The sequence below is a fragment of the Colwellia sp. C1TZA3 genome (assembly GCF_007954265.1).
Lineage (GTDB): Bacteria > Pseudomonadota > Gammaproteobacteria > Enterobacterales > Alteromonadaceae > Cognaticolwellia.
The window spans coordinates 1-16,968 of the sequence record NZ_VOLS01000073.1 but is presented as its reverse complement, the minus strand read 5'-3'; the positions used below and the strand labels follow the sequence as shown (position 1 = coordinate 16,968).

General features: G+C 39.4%; 11 protein-coding genes. 8 read left to right on the top strand and 3 right to left on the bottom strand.

Translation table 11 applies throughout. From position 1 onward, the window contains the following. Window positions 1–907: 907 nt before the first annotated feature. Window positions 908–1,672 carry a Crp/Fnr family transcriptional regulator gene (locus ESZ39_RS15835; RefSeq protein ID WP_146880894.1) on the bottom strand — a complete coding sequence of 255 codons (765 nt, stop codon included), beginning with the start codon at window positions 1,670–1,672 and terminating at the stop codon, window positions 908–910. Window positions 1,673–2,046: 374 nt separating this feature from the next. On the opposite strand from ESZ39_RS15835, the gene dnaK reads away from it, so the two are divergent. The 8 genes from dnaK (at window position 2,047) to ESZ39_RS15795 (ending at window position 14,382) form a co-directional block, all read left to right on the top strand. After that, a complete protein-coding gene (gene dnaK / locus ESZ39_RS15830) occupies window positions 2,047–3,939 on the top strand; it encodes a molecular chaperone DnaK (protein WP_146880893.1) in 1,893 nt (630 codons plus the stop codon). Window positions 3,940–4,487: 548 nt separating this feature from the next. After that, on the top strand, window positions 4,488–6,182 hold the full coding sequence (locus tag ESZ39_RS15825) for an endonuclease (RefSeq protein WP_146880892.1): 1,695 nt from the start codon (window positions 4,488–4,490) through the stop codon (window positions 6,180–6,182). A gap of 557 nt (window positions 6,183–6,739) precedes the next feature. Beyond that, window positions 6,740–7,345 carry a transcriptional regulator BetI gene (gene betI / locus ESZ39_RS15820; RefSeq protein WP_146880891.1) on the top strand — a complete coding sequence of 202 codons (606 nt, stop codon included), beginning with the start codon at window positions 6,740–6,742 and terminating at the stop codon, window positions 7,343–7,345. Beyond that, on the top strand, window positions 7,336–8,799 hold the full coding sequence (betB, locus tag ESZ39_RS15815) for a betaine-aldehyde dehydrogenase (RefSeq protein WP_146880890.1): 1,464 nt from the start codon (window positions 7,336–7,338) through the stop codon (window positions 8,797–8,799). The genes betI and betB overlap by 10 nt, the downstream gene beginning before the upstream one ends. Window positions 8,800–8,879: 80 nt before the next feature. Further along, the gene (gene betA / locus ESZ39_RS15810) at window positions 8,880–10,565 is read left to right on the top strand and encodes a choline dehydrogenase (protein WP_146880889.1); all 1,686 of its coding nucleotides are present in this window, start codon (window positions 8,880–8,882) and stop codon (window positions 10,563–10,565) included. 196 nt (window positions 10,566–10,761) lie between these two features. Beyond that, window positions 10,762–11,979 (top strand): BCCT family transporter, encoded by a 1,218-nt coding sequence (locus ESZ39_RS15805; RefSeq protein WP_146880888.1) that lies wholly within the window; start codon window positions 10,762–10,764, stop codon window positions 11,977–11,979. Window positions 11,980–11,998: 19 nt separating this feature from the next. After that, window positions 11,999–12,703, top strand: coding sequence for a TorF family putative porin (locus tag ESZ39_RS15800; protein ID WP_146880895.1), 705 nt, complete (start codon window positions 11,999–12,001; stop codon window positions 12,701–12,703). A 353-nt stretch (window positions 12,704–13,056) separates the two neighbouring features. After that, window positions 13,057–14,382 (top strand): aspartate aminotransferase family protein, encoded by a 1,326-nt coding sequence (locus ESZ39_RS15795; protein ID WP_146880887.1) that lies wholly within the window; start codon window positions 13,057–13,059, stop codon window positions 14,380–14,382. Between the two features lie 158 nt (window positions 14,383–14,540). Here ESZ39_RS15795 and ESZ39_RS15790 read toward each other — a convergent pair whose 3' ends face one another. Together ESZ39_RS15790 and ESZ39_RS15785 are read right to left on the bottom strand one after the other, a co-directional pair. Beyond that, entirely contained in the window at window positions 14,541–15,410 is an 870-nt protein-coding gene (locus ESZ39_RS15790) for an MYG1 family protein (protein ID WP_146880886.1), read from the bottom strand. Between the two features lie 236 nt (window positions 15,411–15,646). Further along, window positions 15,647–16,429 carry a phytanoyl-CoA dioxygenase family protein gene (locus ESZ39_RS15785; protein WP_146880885.1) on the bottom strand — a complete coding sequence of 261 codons (783 nt, stop codon included), beginning with the start codon at window positions 16,427–16,429 and terminating at the stop codon, window positions 15,647–15,649. Window positions 16,430–16,968 lie beyond the last annotated feature (539 nt).

The following is a 16,968-nucleotide window of genomic DNA, read 5'->3' as shown; positions in this document are numbered from 1 at the left end:
GCAGGAAAAATAACTCAAGGTAAGGCGCTCGATTGAGCAATAGCTGGCTATTGGGATTGAGAGCAACACAGCCTTGAGCTATTTTAACTAGTACAAGTGAGTAATAACTTAATGGGATTGGTATTAGATATTTAAATGATAATGATCAATCTATTAGCATCTTGTTTTTTCAGTCAGCAGATAGCCAGTAAAACTTCAACAATAAAGGCATTAAAGACCAGTTAAATTGCCATAGCGATTAACTTGAAACAATAAGCGAAGTAACATGGTTTTAGGGGCTATATATATACCCGTTCCACTTCAAGATGCAGTTTCAGAGTTAAGCTAGGAAATCAGATCAAGGCGCGATACGAAGATAATGGTTATTCTCGGTAACGCAGGACTGATTTTCTAGCTTAGCTCCCTATGGGCAAGCCGATAAAGGGTCATCTCCAGCATTATGGATTTCAACAATATTCCCACATGGATGTGGGTTATTAGAGCAACGCAGGAGCAGTTGCCAAGAATAATACCAAGTTGATTAATTACCTGTTCATTTTTAAGGGTTAAAATGAATAACTACAGCGTTATAAAATTTATAAGGTGAATAACTACTGACTAAATTTTATGCCTTGTATTTATCCATTTTTCCTCATGAAAAAGGTGATCACTTAATTAATCAAATTGGTCTAACTATTCTCTTCAATCCATGCCTGGTACCTAACCTTTTCTCGACTTGCACAAACCTGCACCTTAAAGTTGAGCGGGTATAGTAGCTATCTATATAGGATCGATAGAGATAAACCCTGAAGTAAATTCAGCATAACCGCATGCGCTATTACTCAAGCCTATTAGCTTAAACTATCAGTTTAAGGGCAGCCGCGGTTGTAGGGTAATGGCTTGGCTAAGTGATAAGCCGTTATCGCGATTAGCGTTTAATAGACGGCGCATTAGTTAAATCTTGGCTGTATTTAGCCGCTTTTTCTAATGCTTCTAAATCTTTAACAATCAGTTGATTACGTTTTTTATCAATGGTGCCGGCTTTTTTCCAGTGCTGTAATTGTTTATTGATTACTTGCCTGACTGAGCCGGTCATCCGCGCCAAGGTTTCATCGTTTAAACCATTAACTAAATGATGCTGGTGCTCTTCTGCTTTAGTGCCGGTGTAAAACTTAATTTTATTAATGTGCTCTAAAATTATACGGCTTAAACGTGTGGTAACATCATGTAGAACTAGGCTACTTGCCTGTTGCTCTTTTTCACGCATTTTTCTCGCTAAATAAGGCATAAATTGTTGGTTAAATTCTGGGTAAGTCCACAGCCAATGTCGCATTGTTGCGAGCTTTACTGACAGTAATTTAATCGTGGTTAAGGGTGAAACAATAACGTCATGCGGTTGATTATCTAATAACACCATTAAATCAAAGCAATCGCCGGCATAAAGCATATCTAACGTGGCTTCTCGGCCCGTTTCAGGATTACTTTGTTTAATTTCTACACTGCCATCAATCACGACAAAAAAGCGTTGGGTTAACAACGTTGAATTAAAATAATCACCTTTTTGCCATTCATCCAGCTGAAATTCTTGTTGAAAGTCTTCAATTAACTTTATCGGTAAGTCAGCAAAAATATTAGCTTGCCTTACGAGTAACGGACTGGCTTTTTGAGGTAAATGAGTGACATTTTTATGCATAAATAAATAAATAGCTTTAGTTGTTGCAATAGCAAGTGTTTTTATTCTACCGAGTTGTGACTATATAGCAAAAACTAATATTGCTTTGCAAAAGTTTTATCTGCGCGGTTTACCTCGTTAATTTACTTATTTTTATCTTTAAAATAAGTAAGTAAAGCAAAAATAAACAAAAGTTTATCGCTACTGTCATATTTGTGACAGAAGCATTTTATTAGCTTGCGTAATATAGCGCCACTAACCAAGCACCTTGCGTTAACCCTTTAATGTTAGTTGGTGTGTAAAGGTTGTTTATACGGTCAAATTGCTTACTGGTAATAGCCATAAAGCATCAGACCTTTTTTATTAAGTGCTTTTGAAAAGAATAGGTGATTATTATGTCTAAGACTATTGGTATTGATTTAGGTACAACAAACTCATGTGTCGCAGTGATGGAAGGCGGCGTTGCAAAAATCATTGAAAATGCAGAGGGTAACCGGACCACACCATCAATTGTTGCTTATGCCAACAATGAAACTTTAGCGGGTCAACCAGCAAAAAGACAAGCGGTGACAAACTCGACAAATACATTATTTGCGATTAAACGCTTAATCGGTCGTAAATTTGATGATAAAGAGGTGCAAAAGGATATTAAATTAGCGCCTTATAAAATTGTAAAAGCAAGTAACGGTGACGCTTGGGTTGAAGTCAATGGTAAAGCCTTGTCGCCACAAGAAGTGTCAGCACAAGTGTTACGTAAATTGAAAAAAGATGCTGAAGCTTATTTAGGTGAAACAGTAACCGACGCGGTTATTACTGTACCAGCCTACTTTAATGACTCACAACGCCAAGCAACTAAAGACGCAGGTAAAATTGCCGGGCTTAATGTTAAGCGTATTATTAACGAACCTACCGCCGCCGCATTAGCTTACGGTGTTGATAAAAACAGTAAAGCTGATCAAAAAGTCGCGGTTTATGATTTAGGTGGCGGTACTTTTGATGTCTCTATTATTGAAATAGCCAATGTCGACGGTGAAAAACAATTTGAAGTATTAGCCACCAATGGCGATACCTTTTTAGGTGGTGAGGACTTTGACTTACGCTTAATTAATTACCTTGCTGATGAATTTAAAAAAGACAGCGGTATTGATATTAAACAAGACCCTTTAGCCCTCCAGCGTATTAAAGAAGCGGCGGAAAAGGCGAAAATCGAGTTGTCGTCAGCATTACAAACCGACGTGAATTTACCTTACGTTACCGCTGATGCTAGCGGTCCTAAACACTTAAAGATACAAGTGACTCGAGCGAAACTAGAGTCATTAGTTGATGACTTAGTAAAAAGCACCATAGCACCGTGTGAACAAGCATTAAAAGATGCCGGTTTAAGCAAAGCGGATATTAGCGAAGTTATTTTGGTGGGTGGTCAATCACGCATGCCCAAAGTGCAAGCAGCCGTTAAAGATTTTTTTGGTAAAGAGCCACGTAAAGATGTCAACCCAGATGAAGCGGTTGCCATGGGCGCTGCCATACAAGCGGGTGTATTGTCAGGCACAGTAGGTGATGTGTTACTACTCGATGTTACGCCATTATCACTGGGTATTGAAACCTTAGGCGGGGTAATGACCAAGCTTATTGAGAAAAACACTACCATACCAACACGGGCTTCTGAAACATTTGCAACAGCTGAAGACAATCAAGCCGCAGTAACCGTGCATGTGTTGCAGGGCCAACGTGAAATGGCAACAGACAACAAATCGTTAGGTCAATTTAACTTAACAGATATTAACCCTGGTCCACGCGGTTCGGTACAAGTTGAAGTTACCTTTGATATTGATGCTGACGGTATTTTAAATGTCTCAGCTAAAGACAAAGCAACTGGCAAGGAGCAAAGTATTAAAATTACCGCCTCAAGTGGTTTAACAGAAGATGAAGTTAATCGCATGGTGGACGATGCAAAAATACACGCTAGTGAAGATAAGCAAAAACGTGAGTTAGTTGAACAACGTAACCAAGCGGATCAATTAATTCATAGCGTGCAAACAGCAATGGTAAATTTAAGTGATGATCAGCAAACTGAGCTTAAAACTTTAATTGAGCAACTAAAAATGGCAGTTAATGGTGATGACAAAGCCGCGATTGAAATGCGACAAAAGGCCTTGCAAGAAGCGTACAGTAAAGTTGTACAAGCTGAAAAGACCCGAGAGGCAAAGCATCAAGATGAAGCGGCCAACGATGAAGCTAAAAGCGAAGATATTATTGATGCTGACTTTGAAGATGTTAGCAACGGTTAATCGCTCGATCATTGATAATAGGCCTGCCCCGGTTAAGTTAAAGTAAGTGACTATTTAACCAACACCGGCCTTATCAATAGCACTGCATAGCTAGAATGCAAAAACCCTAACATTTATAGTTAGGGTTTTTTTATTCCTATTTTTACTCATAAAAAAGCCATTTAGTTATCTAATACCAATCAAACTAACTAAGTGATCTTTTTAAATGGTCTAAATATCCAATAACATCGTTGCTTTCAATCCCAATAGCCAGCTATTGCTCAATCAAGCGCCTTGTTCTTGAAAATTTACCCTCATTAAAATTTGCACCATTAATTAATTTGATTGGTATAATACCAAATTGGTATAATTTACAGGTGAAGCGTTTACGCCATAAAGAATGCCTTTTATTAGCTTAAATTATGAGGCATTATTCCCTATGTGCAGTTCAACCATACTTAAATAAAATGTTAAGCAACACTTAGTTTAAGTGCTAATTTAAGCGCTAGTAAAAGTTTAATAAAAACTTAATTCAATGGTCAAAAATTGTTTCTATATTAACGTCGGTCATGTTTTTAAATATCCCTAATACACCAATTAAAAATAAGGTACATCTTTTGAAACATAATAGAAAAATATTACTGACTTTACTTACCTTACTCAGCAACCTTAGCTTTGTTACTAATGCAGAGGTACTAAATGGTAACTTCGAAGCTTGGTCAAATGCTAGTGCTGACCATTGGACTACTGTAGATTCTGGACTTAGCGTTAGCCAAAATACTACTAGGGTTAAAACTGGGTCTAACTCAGCGGTAATAACCGTCAATACTGGGACGCAAAGCTCAACCGATTTTTTACAAAACATTGCCGTTACAGCAGGCCAAAGCTATGACTTTTCAGTTTGGCTTTATCACACAGAAGGTGGCTTAAAAGGCCGACTTTATGCCGACGGTTATCAAGGTTATTCAAAGCCAAATTTAGTGAATCAATGGCAACAAATTACCTACACTTATACGGCAAGTACCACTAAAGAAATCGCCGTTGGCTTACGCTTTTACGATACCAGCGGATTTGATGGTGCTGAAACCGTCTATATCGATGACTTTCAACCCACCGTAAGTGCAGGAACGGGCGGAGATTCGGTCTGTTCAAACCATGATGTTACTTTTAGTTTAACCACAGACCAATATGGCGCTGAAACTAGCTGGACAATAACCAACAGCAACAATACTGAACAAGCCAGTGGCAATAATTACAGTAACGCGACTAGTTATAGTGAAAATATTTGTCTGCTAGACGGTGATTATACGTTCACCATTAATGACAGCTATGGCGATGGAATATGCTGTAACCAAGGTAGTGGTTCATATGATATTTCGCTTGCAGGCACTTCACTAGCTTCAGGTGCTAATTTTACTTATACAGAAAGTAAAAGCTTTCCCCTTAGTAGTGGTCAAGACACAGGTAGTAATGTTGGCACAGGTGGAGATCCGGGTAATTATTACCAAAATATTTCTACACAAACGGGCTATACTCTTAAAACCGATCTACACGACTTGATAAAAAACCACTCGGCTCAAGGTTATGGTGCAATTTGGACCTTTTATGCCAACCACTCGCTAGATACCTACTTTGAAAACGATAGTTCAATTTTAGATATTTACTCTGAAAAACCTTTTGGTAGTGATAGCTATTCTTATACCAAAGTGACTGATCAATGTGGTAATTACAGTGGTGAAGGCGGATGTTATAATCGAGAGCATTCATTTCCTAAAAGCTGGTTTGGCGGTAAAATTGAACCGATGAATTCAGATATTCATCATATATTTGCTACCGATGGTTATGTCAATTCAAAACGTGGCAGTTACCCATACGGCGAAGTAGCCAGTACAACGTTCACCTCAAGCAACAATGCTAAATTAGGCACAGCTACCACGGCACTAGGCTACAGCGGCACTGTCTTTGAACCTATTGATGAATTTAAAGGCGATTTAGCCAGAGCTCATCTTTATATGGCTACTCGCTATGAAGATGTAATTAGTAATTGGCAAAAAAATAGTACTTATAGTAATGCGATATTAGACGGCAGTAATAATAAAGTATTCGAAACCTGGCAATTAGATATGTTGTTACGCTGGCACGCTAATGACCCTGTCAGCCAAAAAGAAATTGATAGAAATGAAGCCGCCTATTCTCATCAAGGTAATCGCAATCCTTTTATTGACCATCCTGAATATGTCGATAAAATTTGGTCAGCTAACTAAAAGTTAATCTGAGCTTTAATTATACCAATCCCATTAAGTTATTGCTCACTTGTACTAGTTAAAATAGCTCAAGGCTGTGTTGCTCTCAATCGAGCGCCTTACCTTGAGTTATTTTTCCTGCGCACAACAAGATCACAAACTTAATGGAACTGGTATAATACCAAGTTGATTAATTACCTGAGAGTCTGTCTAAACATTCAACTAAACACACCTGCAAAAGCGCGCTAAAAACAACCTAAAAGTAGCCTGAAAAGCTGTCTAAAAATATAGTTTAAGCAAAATCCACTAAGCTAACTTTTATAAATCAGGTCATATTTCAGCTAAAAATAACCACACAGACTCAATAAATTATCATTAGACCCCTAAGTTTTAACCGTACCTGTGCTATCGATTTTACCTACGCTACTACTCGTCTATAGCGTAGTTAACACATCAAAAACCCTACATTTCAGTACCTGCCGCTATTTTTATTATTGCAAGCAAGTTTGATAGTTCCATCAAAAACCGTTAGTATAGATATTAATTGAACGTTCAATCAATAAAAAATAAAGAAGTATATGCCTAAAGTTGGAATAAAATACTTACGTAAGCAACAGCTGATTAATGCCACGTTAGAATCAATTGGCGAGTATGGTTTACAAAATACAACCATCATTACGATTAGTCGAATCGCAGGCTTATCTTCGGGTATTATCAGTCATTATTTTGGTGGCAAACAAGGGCTAATAGAAGCGACTATAATGCATCTATTAGAGCAATTAAGGCTAGCCTTACTTGAGCGTATTCCTCCGCAACAACTTCATGCAGCCGAGCGACTTAAAATGGTGATAGAGGCTAATTTTACTTTATTTCAACGCTCTACTTCCACTATAAAAACGTGGCTTAGCTTTTGGGCTGAGTCAATGCATGATCCAAAACTGAAAAGATTACAAAATATCAATAGTAAACGCTTATATAGCAATCTGCTGTTCTCGTATCGTCAATTACTAGCAGAAGATGTAGCAAAAATAGCGGCGATGAAAACCGCTGCGATGATCGATGGTTTGTGGCTGCGCTGTGCATTAAGTCCAATGCCTGCAGCAGAGTTCATCCAAGCTGAACAATTATGTAAAAACTTTATAGACGAACAAATCAACCAATATGGAGATGTTACTTGTCATTAATACGTTATAAAAATTATGTCGATGGTACTTATATAGAAAATGCTAATGGTGAAACATTTGATGTCATTAACCCAGCAACGGGCAAAGTTATTTATCAAGTTGAAATTGCCGACGAACAAGTTAAAGAAAAAGCGATAGCCAGTGCAAAACTTGGTTTTGCTACCTGGTCTGCCATGAGCGCTATGCAGCGCAGCCGAATTTTACTTAAAGCCGTGGCGTTATTACACGAGCGTAATGACGAATTAGCCAAAGTTGAAGTGCTTGATACCGGTAAGCCATGGCAAGAAGCATCAGAAGTTGATGTTTTGTCAGGCGCTGATTCTATTGAGTTTTTTGCTGGGCTAGCGCCTGGCGTAGAAGGAACTCAACAAGCGGTTGATGGTGACTTTTACTATACACGCCGTGAACCATTAGGTATTTGTGCAGGCATTGGTGCTTGGAACTACCCATTGCAAATTGCTTGCTGGAAAGCAGCGCCAGCATTAGCTTGTGGTAATGTGATGATTTTTAAACCTTCTGAAGAAACCCCACTTGGCGCATTAAAGCTGGCAGAGATATTTACCGAAGCTGGTTTACCCAACGGTGTATTTAATGTAGTTCAAGGCGCAGGGGAAGTAGGTGCTTGGTTAACACATCATCCCGACATTGCTAAAGTTTCTTTTACTGGCGAAGTCGGTACAGGTAAAAAAGTAATGACCGCTGCAGCGGCTTCACTCAAAGATGTCACTATGGAATTAGGCGGTAAATCACCGCTAATTATTTTTGATGATGCTGATATCGACAATGCCGTTTCTGCTGCCATGTTAGGTAATTTTTATACTCAAGGTGAAGTTTGCACCAACGGTACCCGCGTATTCGTGCAAAAATCACTCTACCCAGCCTTTATAGAGAAGCTACTCGAACGTACTAAAAAGAATATTGTTATTGGCGACCCAATGGACCCTGATACTAACTTTGGTGCCCTAATTTCAGCTAAACATATGAAATTAGTACAAGAGTATATCGATATTGGCATTAAAGAAGGGGCAACACTTTTGCATGGCGGCACATCGCTTCAGCCAGATAATGCACCTGATGGTTATTTTGTTGCACCGACTATTTTTGGTGACTGTACTGACGAGATGACCATTTGCCGTGAAGAAATTTTCGGCCCTGTCATGAGCGTACTAACCTTTACTGATGAAGACGAAGTGATCCGCCGAGCCAATGACACAGAATTTGGCTTAGCCGCTGGTGTATTTACCCAAGATATTACCCGTGCGCATCGAGTTATTCATCAAATAGAAGCGGGAATTTGTTGGATAAACAGCTATGGCGCATCGCCAGCTCAAATGCCAGTGGGTGGTTACAAAAATTCAGGTGTTGGCCGAGAAAATGGCCTTTCTACCCTTAATTATTTCACTCAAATTAAAGCGGTGTATATCGGATTACAGCCACTCGATAGTCCTTTTTAACGAACAGAACAACGCGAATATTGTTCGATAGTTAAATCGTAAAAAGGTCTTCATGCACTAAATTATTAAAAAGGTTTAAAATGAAAAGCGAAAAATTTGATTACATTATTGTAGGTGCAGGTTCTGCTGGCTGCGTCTTAGCAAATCGTCTCAGTGAAGACAGTAATAACAATGTCTTACTTATTGAGACCGGCGGCAGCGATAAAAGTATTTTTATTCAAATGCCAACGGCATTGTCTATTCCGATGAATTCAAAAAAATACGCATGGCAATTTGAAAGCCAACCAGAGCCGTTTCTTGATAATCGACGTATGCATTGCCCTAGAGGTAAAGTTTTAGGCGGTTCGTCTTCAATCAACGGCATGGTTTACGTACGTGGACACGCAAAAGATTTTGATGAATGGCAACAACATGGCGCCCAAGAATGGGATTACGCTCATTGTTTACCCTACTTTAAAAAATCAGAAGACTGGGCATTTAGTGCCAATGAATATCGTGCAAAAGATGGCCCGCTCGGCGTAAACAACGGCAATCAAATGAAAAACCCGCTCTACAAAGCATTTATCAATGCGGGAGTGGAAGCCGGTTACTTTGAAACTCAAGATTATAATGCTGCCCAACAAGAAGGGTTTGGCCCAATGCACATGACGGTTAAAAACGGTGTGCGTGCTTCAACGGCAAACGCTTATTTACGACCAGCAATGCCGCGTAACAACTTAACCGTTATTACCCATGCGCTGGTACATAAAGTGCTACTTGAGGGTAAAAAAGCCGTTGGTGTTAAGTACGAGCACAAAGGTAAAGTCGTTGATATTTCGGCACATAAAGAAGTCATTTTATCGGCTGGTTCAATTGGCTCACCACACATTTTACAACTGTCAGGTATCGGCCCTAAAGCCACGCTTGAAGCCGCTAATATTGCAGTAAAACACGATTTACCGGGTGTTGGCGAAAACTTGCAAGATCACCTAGAGTTTTATTTTCAATTTAAGTGCAAGCAACCCATTACCCTTAATGGCAAGTTAGATTGGTGGAGTAAACTGCTGATCGGCACGCGCTGGATATTAAATAAAAAAGGCTTAGGCGCAAGCAACCATTTTGAATCTTGTGGTTTTATTCGCTCTAAAGCTAGTGTTGAATGGCCCGACTTACAATATCACTTTTTACCTGCAGCCATGCGTTATGACGGTAAAGAAGCTTTTGCAGACCACGGATTTCAAGTGCATGTTGGCCATAACAAACCTAAAAGTCGTGGACAAATCAAAGCCATATCAAACGATCCTAAGGCGCACCCAGAAATTCGTTTTAATTACCTTGAACACGAAGCAGACCGCGAAGGATTTCGTGCCTGTGTTCGCCTAACCCGTGAAATTATTAACCAGCAAGCACTTGATGAATATCGTGGCGAAGAAATTCAGCCCGGCCTCAAGGTGCAAACAGATGAAGAAATTGACAGTTTTGTACGTCAGTCTGTTGAAAGCGCCTACCACCCTTCTTGCTCATGCAAAATGGGTACAGATGCAATGGCCGTGGTTGACCCACAAACACGAGTACATGGTATTGAGGGGCTAAGAGTGGTTGATTCGTCAATATTCCCGACAATTCCCAATGGTAACCTTAATTCACCAACCATTATGGTTGCTGAGCGCGCCGCCGATATTATTCGCGGGCGAGACCTATTAGCGCCATCTAACGCTGAAGTCACTATGGCAACAAACTGGCAAGAGCAACAACGTGCAAATGTAGCAAAACGCTCAACAAACTAATGTTTTATCGTCAGTGTTCTTTCAAACAGTAATTATCATCGCCATGGCTTATACCCGGGTATATGCCCAGGTATATGCCATGGCAACGACAATTAATGTTTTAAGCTTAATAAGCTAGTATTGAACACTATAATTATAAGAAAAAAGAGGAGTTAATTATCTTTAAATTGATTAAAAACTTTACAAGGAAACTATCATGACCGCATGGCTATCCGCAGGAATGTTATTTACTTTTTCCGCTATCGCATTCATTTTATATCGATGGGGAAATATTCGCTGTGTTGGTGTAACACCGGTTAAAACCTTCACCTTTATTGCTATTTTATTTACGTCAGGACTCGATGTGGGACTTATTATGTTCCCATTAACTGAGTTTGCGGGGTACGCAGATTTAGCTACCAGCCCTGAGTACGGATTTACTAATCCGCTAGCTATTGAGTTTGGTTTTTGGGCTTTTCTTATCTGGAGCTTTTACTTTTTAACCTGTTTTTACTTTTGTGTTATTGAACCACGCGTACGTTTTTTTGAAATTCCGCTGGTTAAATTCATTAATAACATTGTGATTATCGGCACCTGTGCATTTACGGCTTATTTATTACTGTCTAACTTACCTTGGTATATGCCCGAACTTGGTGATGGTGAATCTATTGTTGGTAGTTTCTACTTAATTGTCTTATTAGTGATTGCCTTTGCCGTGTATTCAAGTACCGACATTCGTTATGTGCGCATTTTAAGCCTAGCCACCACTTGGCTTTTTATCGCGTTAATTGCGGTCATGTGGGGCGGTGCGTTTTTTGGTGAAAACTCAAGCATTGGCGAATTTGCCAATACCTTTTCCATGTTGGGTGGCTACTTTGGCAACATCAACGAGTTTGTTCTACCAATGAATGCTTATCATGAATTCTACCTTTACTGGTGGTTTGCATGGAGTATTATGATTGGCCAATTTACCGCCCGTTTTGTTAGTGGTTTACGTACTTATCAAGTACTACTGGCGATGTTGTTATTTCCGTCTATTCCGATCGCGATATGGTTTAGCGTCTTGTATTACTACAGCATGAACGGAATAGAAACGACTGGCTTCTATAATCTTGCCATGGCATTTGTTGGTATTACTTTTGTGATTAACTCTCTCGATTCGTTGATCCGCTTATACACAGACAATTTGAATATAGGCGTAGCGCGTATAGGCAGAGTTAAATACTTCTTAGGTAATATTATTGCCTTGAGTTTACTCACCTTATTATTCAAATTAGATTTCTTAGCAATCCAATGGGTTGGCGCAGTTGTTATCGGGCTATTCTTCACTTGCTTTGGTTATATTCTGTTAAGAAAATTTAAAGAAGTAGCCGCAATAAAAGGCTCACCAGAAGAAAATAAAATCGACTTTACTAAAATAGAAAAAGTAACCTAATTAAATGAGTATACAAATAATGAATAAAAGTATTATTGCCCTAGCAACCAGTTTTTTACTAGCTACCTCTTCAGCAGCATTCGCTGATGTATCGGCAACGGTTAATCTAACGTCTGACTATACCTTTAATGGTGTAAGCCAAACCGGAAATGATCCCGCGTTACAAGCAAGTTTAGATTACGCAGGCGCTGACGGTTTTTATACTGGCGCTTGGGCATCAACTGTCGATTTTGGCAGCGCTGAAGACACCAATGCTGAATTCGATGTCTACGTAGGAAATTACTTTCAACTTGACGAAAAAATAGGCCTAGATGCCGGTATTGCTTACTATACTTACCACGGCGATTCTGCTTCAGATACTTACAATTATCCAGAGGCTTATGCCAAGTTTAACTACAATTCATCGTTAGGTAATACCGAAGTAAACTTCTGGTACAGCTGGGACTATTTTGGTCTTGATGCTGGACATTATATCACCATGGTTGCGCATACCTTTGAAGTAGCGCCAGGTCATAATATTAGAGCCAGCTTCGATCGTTCAACGTCAAGCGATGTTAATGAATGGGCGTGGAATGGTAATGACTCGTACAATCATGCTCGTCTTGAATATATGACCAGCTATGAAGGATTTGATTTTAACCTAGCGGTTGAAGACACCAGCATGAATATTGATAGTGCAGATTCACGTATTGTTTTATCCGTGTCTCGTACCTTTGGTTTATAGTACTTTTATAGTGCTCAGGTTTATAATCTGAGCAGCAGGTATTAATTTTTTAATACCTCAACACTAATTCAAGAGCCCTTACATCTAATATGTCAGGGCTCTTTTTTGCTCAGGCTTTACAGTTCAAAATCCCCCTTGCGTTATTAACGCGTTAACCGGAAGTGAAAAATATAACCAGCAACTTTATCTGAAAACACTATCTGAGAACTTTGCCTGAAAACAAGTAACTTTCGCCATTATGTCTCGAAAAATGATAACTAGCGCTTCCTGACCTCCTACTATCCCTGTATTATCCCCAGCATTAAATTTATCGTCAAAATATAGAAAATAAATCAGTTAGATTGGAACATCTTATGACCAAAAAAAACAAACCCAACAGTGCCAATATGCTCAAAAGAGCACACACCAATATGCCGTTAGGCGTTGCCGATAGCTACCGTTATTGGGGTGAAGAAAACACCGTATTTTTGAGTAGCATGCAAGGCTGCACTATTACCGATTGCGACGAGCAAACATTTGTTGATTTTCGTTTAGCTTATGGCCCCATTATTTTAGGCTATCGTGATGAACGTGTTGATAACGCCGTTATTAATGCAATTACTAACGTTGGCACTATTTCTGGCTTTTCAACCGGGCTTGACTCTGAAGTGGTTGAGTTAGTGAAATCACTTTGTCCTAATATCGATAAAATGCGTTTTGCCAATTCAGGTACCGAAGCGGTCATTGGTGCTGTGCGCACTGCTAGGGGTTATACCAAACGCAATAAAATTGTCGTGGTTGAAGGGGGTTTTCATGGTTTACACGATGAAGTTATGTGGAAATCTGACGTTGATAACTGGCATGCAGACGATAAAAACTCACCAGAAATTATTCCTTTTGGCGCGGGTATTCCACAAAGCACCCGCGAACATCAAGTCAGTGTGCCACTAAACGATGTTAATGCCCTTGACGCGGTTTTTGCAGAGCATGGCGATGACATAGCAGCCATTTTAATTGAGCCTATTATGGGCAATTGTGGCTCTATTGCATCAACACAAGCATACATGCAAAAACTACGCGACATCTGTGACGCCAACGGCGCTTTACTGATTATGGATGAAGTAAAAACCGGTTTTCGTGTCGCTAAAGGTGGTGTGCAGGCTTTATATAATATACACGCCGACATCACCACTTACGCTAAAGCCATGGGTAATGGTTATCCAGTTGCTGCTTTTGGTGGCAAAGCTGAGGTGATGGACGCTATTTCTTTTGACAAAAATGGTGTAACTCACGGCGGCACTTATACCGCCAACATGGTGGCGTTAAGTGCGGCAAAAGCAACCTTAACGATACTAAAAGAAACCGATGTACTTGCAACAATTGACCGTGTAGGGCAAGAAATTCAAACCTTGCTTGCTCGGGTGTTTAGTAAGTTTGGTATTGAACATTGTTTTGCCGGCCCAAATGCGATGTTTGGTGTGCATTTTGGCAAAAACGTACCGCAAAACTATCGTGACTGGAAAAAAACTAACAGCGATTTATATACTCAATTCGCGCTTAATTTAATCGACAATGGCGTGATGTTAGAGCCTGATTCACGCGAACCTTGGTTTATTTGTGAAGCTCACCAAACAATAGACTTTGCTTGGTTAGAACAAGTGGCTGAACAATCTATGCAAGCTGCTATTGACGCGCAGTAAATGCCTTTTGAATACCGGCTAAATATGAGTTAAGCACATATAGAAGCCAAGCAGCAATCACTAAAAGCAAGTTGTTGGTTAACGGTATTAAGCTAATTTATTTACCTTAAATACCGTTAATTTAACGTCTTAATACTTTATGTTAACAAGCGCTGCGCTTATTCTTCTAGTGCTATAGCGGCCATTTTCATCGCACTTTCAAACGATTGTGCGCCTGCAATAAATAAACCATTATGGCAAAACATAGCGTCATCAATACCGGTGACTTCTTGCAGCGCTTGATCAGCTAAACCGGCCCACGCTTTAGGCAACGACTTTCGATCTTCAAATGAACCTAGTTCAACCGGCACAGTTTGAATTCTAAAAGGTCCAGAGCCCGACGGATAAATTACATACAAAGCTTCTTTAGATAAAGTATGAACCGTTGTTTTCCAAGGGGTATATTTTTCTAATACAATAACTCTTGGGTCTGCTGCATTATCAATCGCTTTAGCCACAATTGATTTCGCATTAATGCCACCGCTTGCAGAAGCAATAAAACGGGTTAAAACCCGCGAGGCAAACTCAACCGCTTCATCAAAACAATGATCAAAATCACTTTCTTCTTGCCACGTTGGGTTAAACATTGAAATAGTTTGGCTCAGGCTAATACCTTTTGAAACCCCTTCAACATGACCACAATCAATAGCGTCAATGGTCGATACCAAACCCGTATCAATCGACTTAGCAACATCTGGATCACCTTGGCATATTTCTACACCATATTTTTGCCAAATTAAACCAAATGAAGAATAAGGAATACCATTTTCACGCTCACCTGCCCCGCCACGTTGGTGATGATCAAAACGGCCTGCATCAGGGTTATATTCACCGCCCACATCAATCACAATATCAGCCTGAGCTATAACAGCTAAATCTCGTGTGCGAATTAATTTAAAAGCCGGAAAAATACTTTTAAGTGCAGCGATACTGAAAACATCATCTGCATGAAAATTACCGTTATGAGTTACTATTGTTTTATCATTCATTGTTTGTTTCATGCCGTTTTAGAAGAAATAGGAAGCTGCTGAGAGTTAAAGCTTACTTTTTTGAAAGTCGCTAAAAAGTAAGTGCCGAATTCTATCTGAATACCACTAATAACAACAGCTAACTTTAAAGCCATTAATAGTAAACAACGCATAGTGAGTCAAAAATCACGCGTCAAAAACTGACACTGGCTAACATTGAACTAGTATTGCATTGCTAAGCTGATTTTTCGTAAAAATCAGCCAGTCGACTTTAAGTTAAGGGTATTGATAAATAACCTTGGATCGTCAATTTTATCCAGCATTAAGCTATCTGGCAAACAATCGTCATCAACATAATCTGCAAAATCTCCGGCCGAATCAAACACTAAAATATCTAACGCTAATCGCTCTAATCCATATAAACCCCGGTGGATCATATCAGCCGAAAAAACTAGCAAATCACCCGCCGCTAAGTTTATTTTTTTACCAGTAGCAAGGTCATCACTACTGACGCTGCCCTTTTCTTCTTGTCGGACATTAAACTCTTCTTCATTATCCCAGCGCTTATGCGTGCCTGGCACTAACTCCATGCCGAGTTCGTCAAATAAAGGCACACGAAGGTGCAATACTTGTGTCTGCTCAATGGCGAGTTGTTGCCCTTCAACATCATGATCGTATTGACAATCTCGATGCCAGAAATCTTTTTGCTTGGGGTTCACTGGGTTAAAAAATAATTGCGTATTCATAAAAGCAGGCTTATTCATGATAATCGCCTCAACAACATTCATAATTTTTTTTGAGCTGATGAAATTAAACAACTGCACCCTATCATCAAACGCTAAATACTCACTGCCCGTGATTAACGAAGAGTTGAAAGCCTCCTGCTGATAAAATGTTGCATTGTCTTGTTGCCATAACTGATGAAACTTTAATACTACGGCTCTTAACTCTACAATTTCAGCCGCTGTGAAATAATTTCTAATCACAAAATAACCTTGCTGGTCATAATTGCGCTGTAATTGACACTTATTCTCTACCATTAACTAACATTGCCTTTAGATTATTATTAACACTAAATTTTGATACGGGTTATATACCGAGTTGATACTGGATTAAGTAACCAAAAAAATATCAAGATGATGATGTATTCGCAGTATTATACCTATTTGATTAAGTGATTACTTCGTTAGCCTGCATTAAAAACACCCTATTTGTTAGCTTACCTTATCAATTTGGCCTTTGTTTTATTGTTTGCTGTCGAAGCGCCCATTACCCGCAAGAAACTTATATTACAGTAAGAGAAAAACTGTTCTCTACATCATGCTTCGTGCGCTATTCAGCTGGCAATGAGAGTTAAATTTTGCCATTATCAATACCAGATAAATACTTACTCCTACCCGACATTGTCTATACATCAACCTATAAGTACTTATACCAGTTCCATTAAGTTTGTGATCTTGTTGTGCGCAGGAAAAATAACTCAAGGTAAGGCGCTCGATTGAGCAATAGCTGGCTATTGGGAGTGAGAGCAACACAGCCTTGAGCTATTTTAACTAGTACAAGTGAGCAATAACTTAAT

What these genes read in the sequence shown, in the direction of transcription:
- betI (WP_146880891.1), top strand. Translation starts at nt 6,740, where the DNA reads ATGCCTAAAGTTGGAATAAAATACTTACGTAAGCAACAGCTGATTAAT.
- ESZ39_RS15835 (WP_146880894.1), bottom strand. Translation starts at nt 1,672, where the DNA reads ATGCATAAAAATGTCACTCATTTACCTCAAAAAGCCAGTCCGTTACTC.
- ESZ39_RS15800 (WP_146880895.1), top strand. Translation starts at nt 11,999, where the DNA reads ATGAATAAAAGTATTATTGCCCTAGCAACCAGTTTTTTACTAGCTACC.
- ESZ39_RS15790 (WP_146880886.1), bottom strand. Translation starts at nt 15,410, where the DNA reads ATGAATGATAAAACAATAGTAACTCATAACGGTAATTTTCATGCAGAT.
- ESZ39_RS15805 (WP_146880888.1), top strand. Translation starts at nt 10,762, where the DNA reads ATGACCGCATGGCTATCCGCAGGAATGTTATTTACTTTTTCCGCTATC.
- dnaK (WP_146880893.1), top strand. Translation starts at nt 2,047, where the DNA reads ATGTCTAAGACTATTGGTATTGATTTAGGTACAACAAACTCATGTGTC.
- ESZ39_RS15825 (WP_146880892.1), top strand. Translation starts at nt 4,488, where the DNA reads ATGTTTTTAAATATCCCTAATACACCAATTAAAAATAAGGTACATCTT.
- betA (WP_146880889.1), top strand. Translation starts at nt 8,880, where the DNA reads ATGAAAAGCGAAAAATTTGATTACATTATTGTAGGTGCAGGTTCTGCT.
- ESZ39_RS15785 (WP_146880885.1), bottom strand. Translation starts at nt 16,429, where the DNA reads ATGGTAGAGAATAAGTGTCAATTACAGCGCAATTATGACCAGCAAGGT.
- ESZ39_RS15795 (WP_146880887.1), top strand. Translation starts at nt 13,057, where the DNA reads ATGACCAAAAAAAACAAACCCAACAGTGCCAATATGCTCAAAAGAGCA.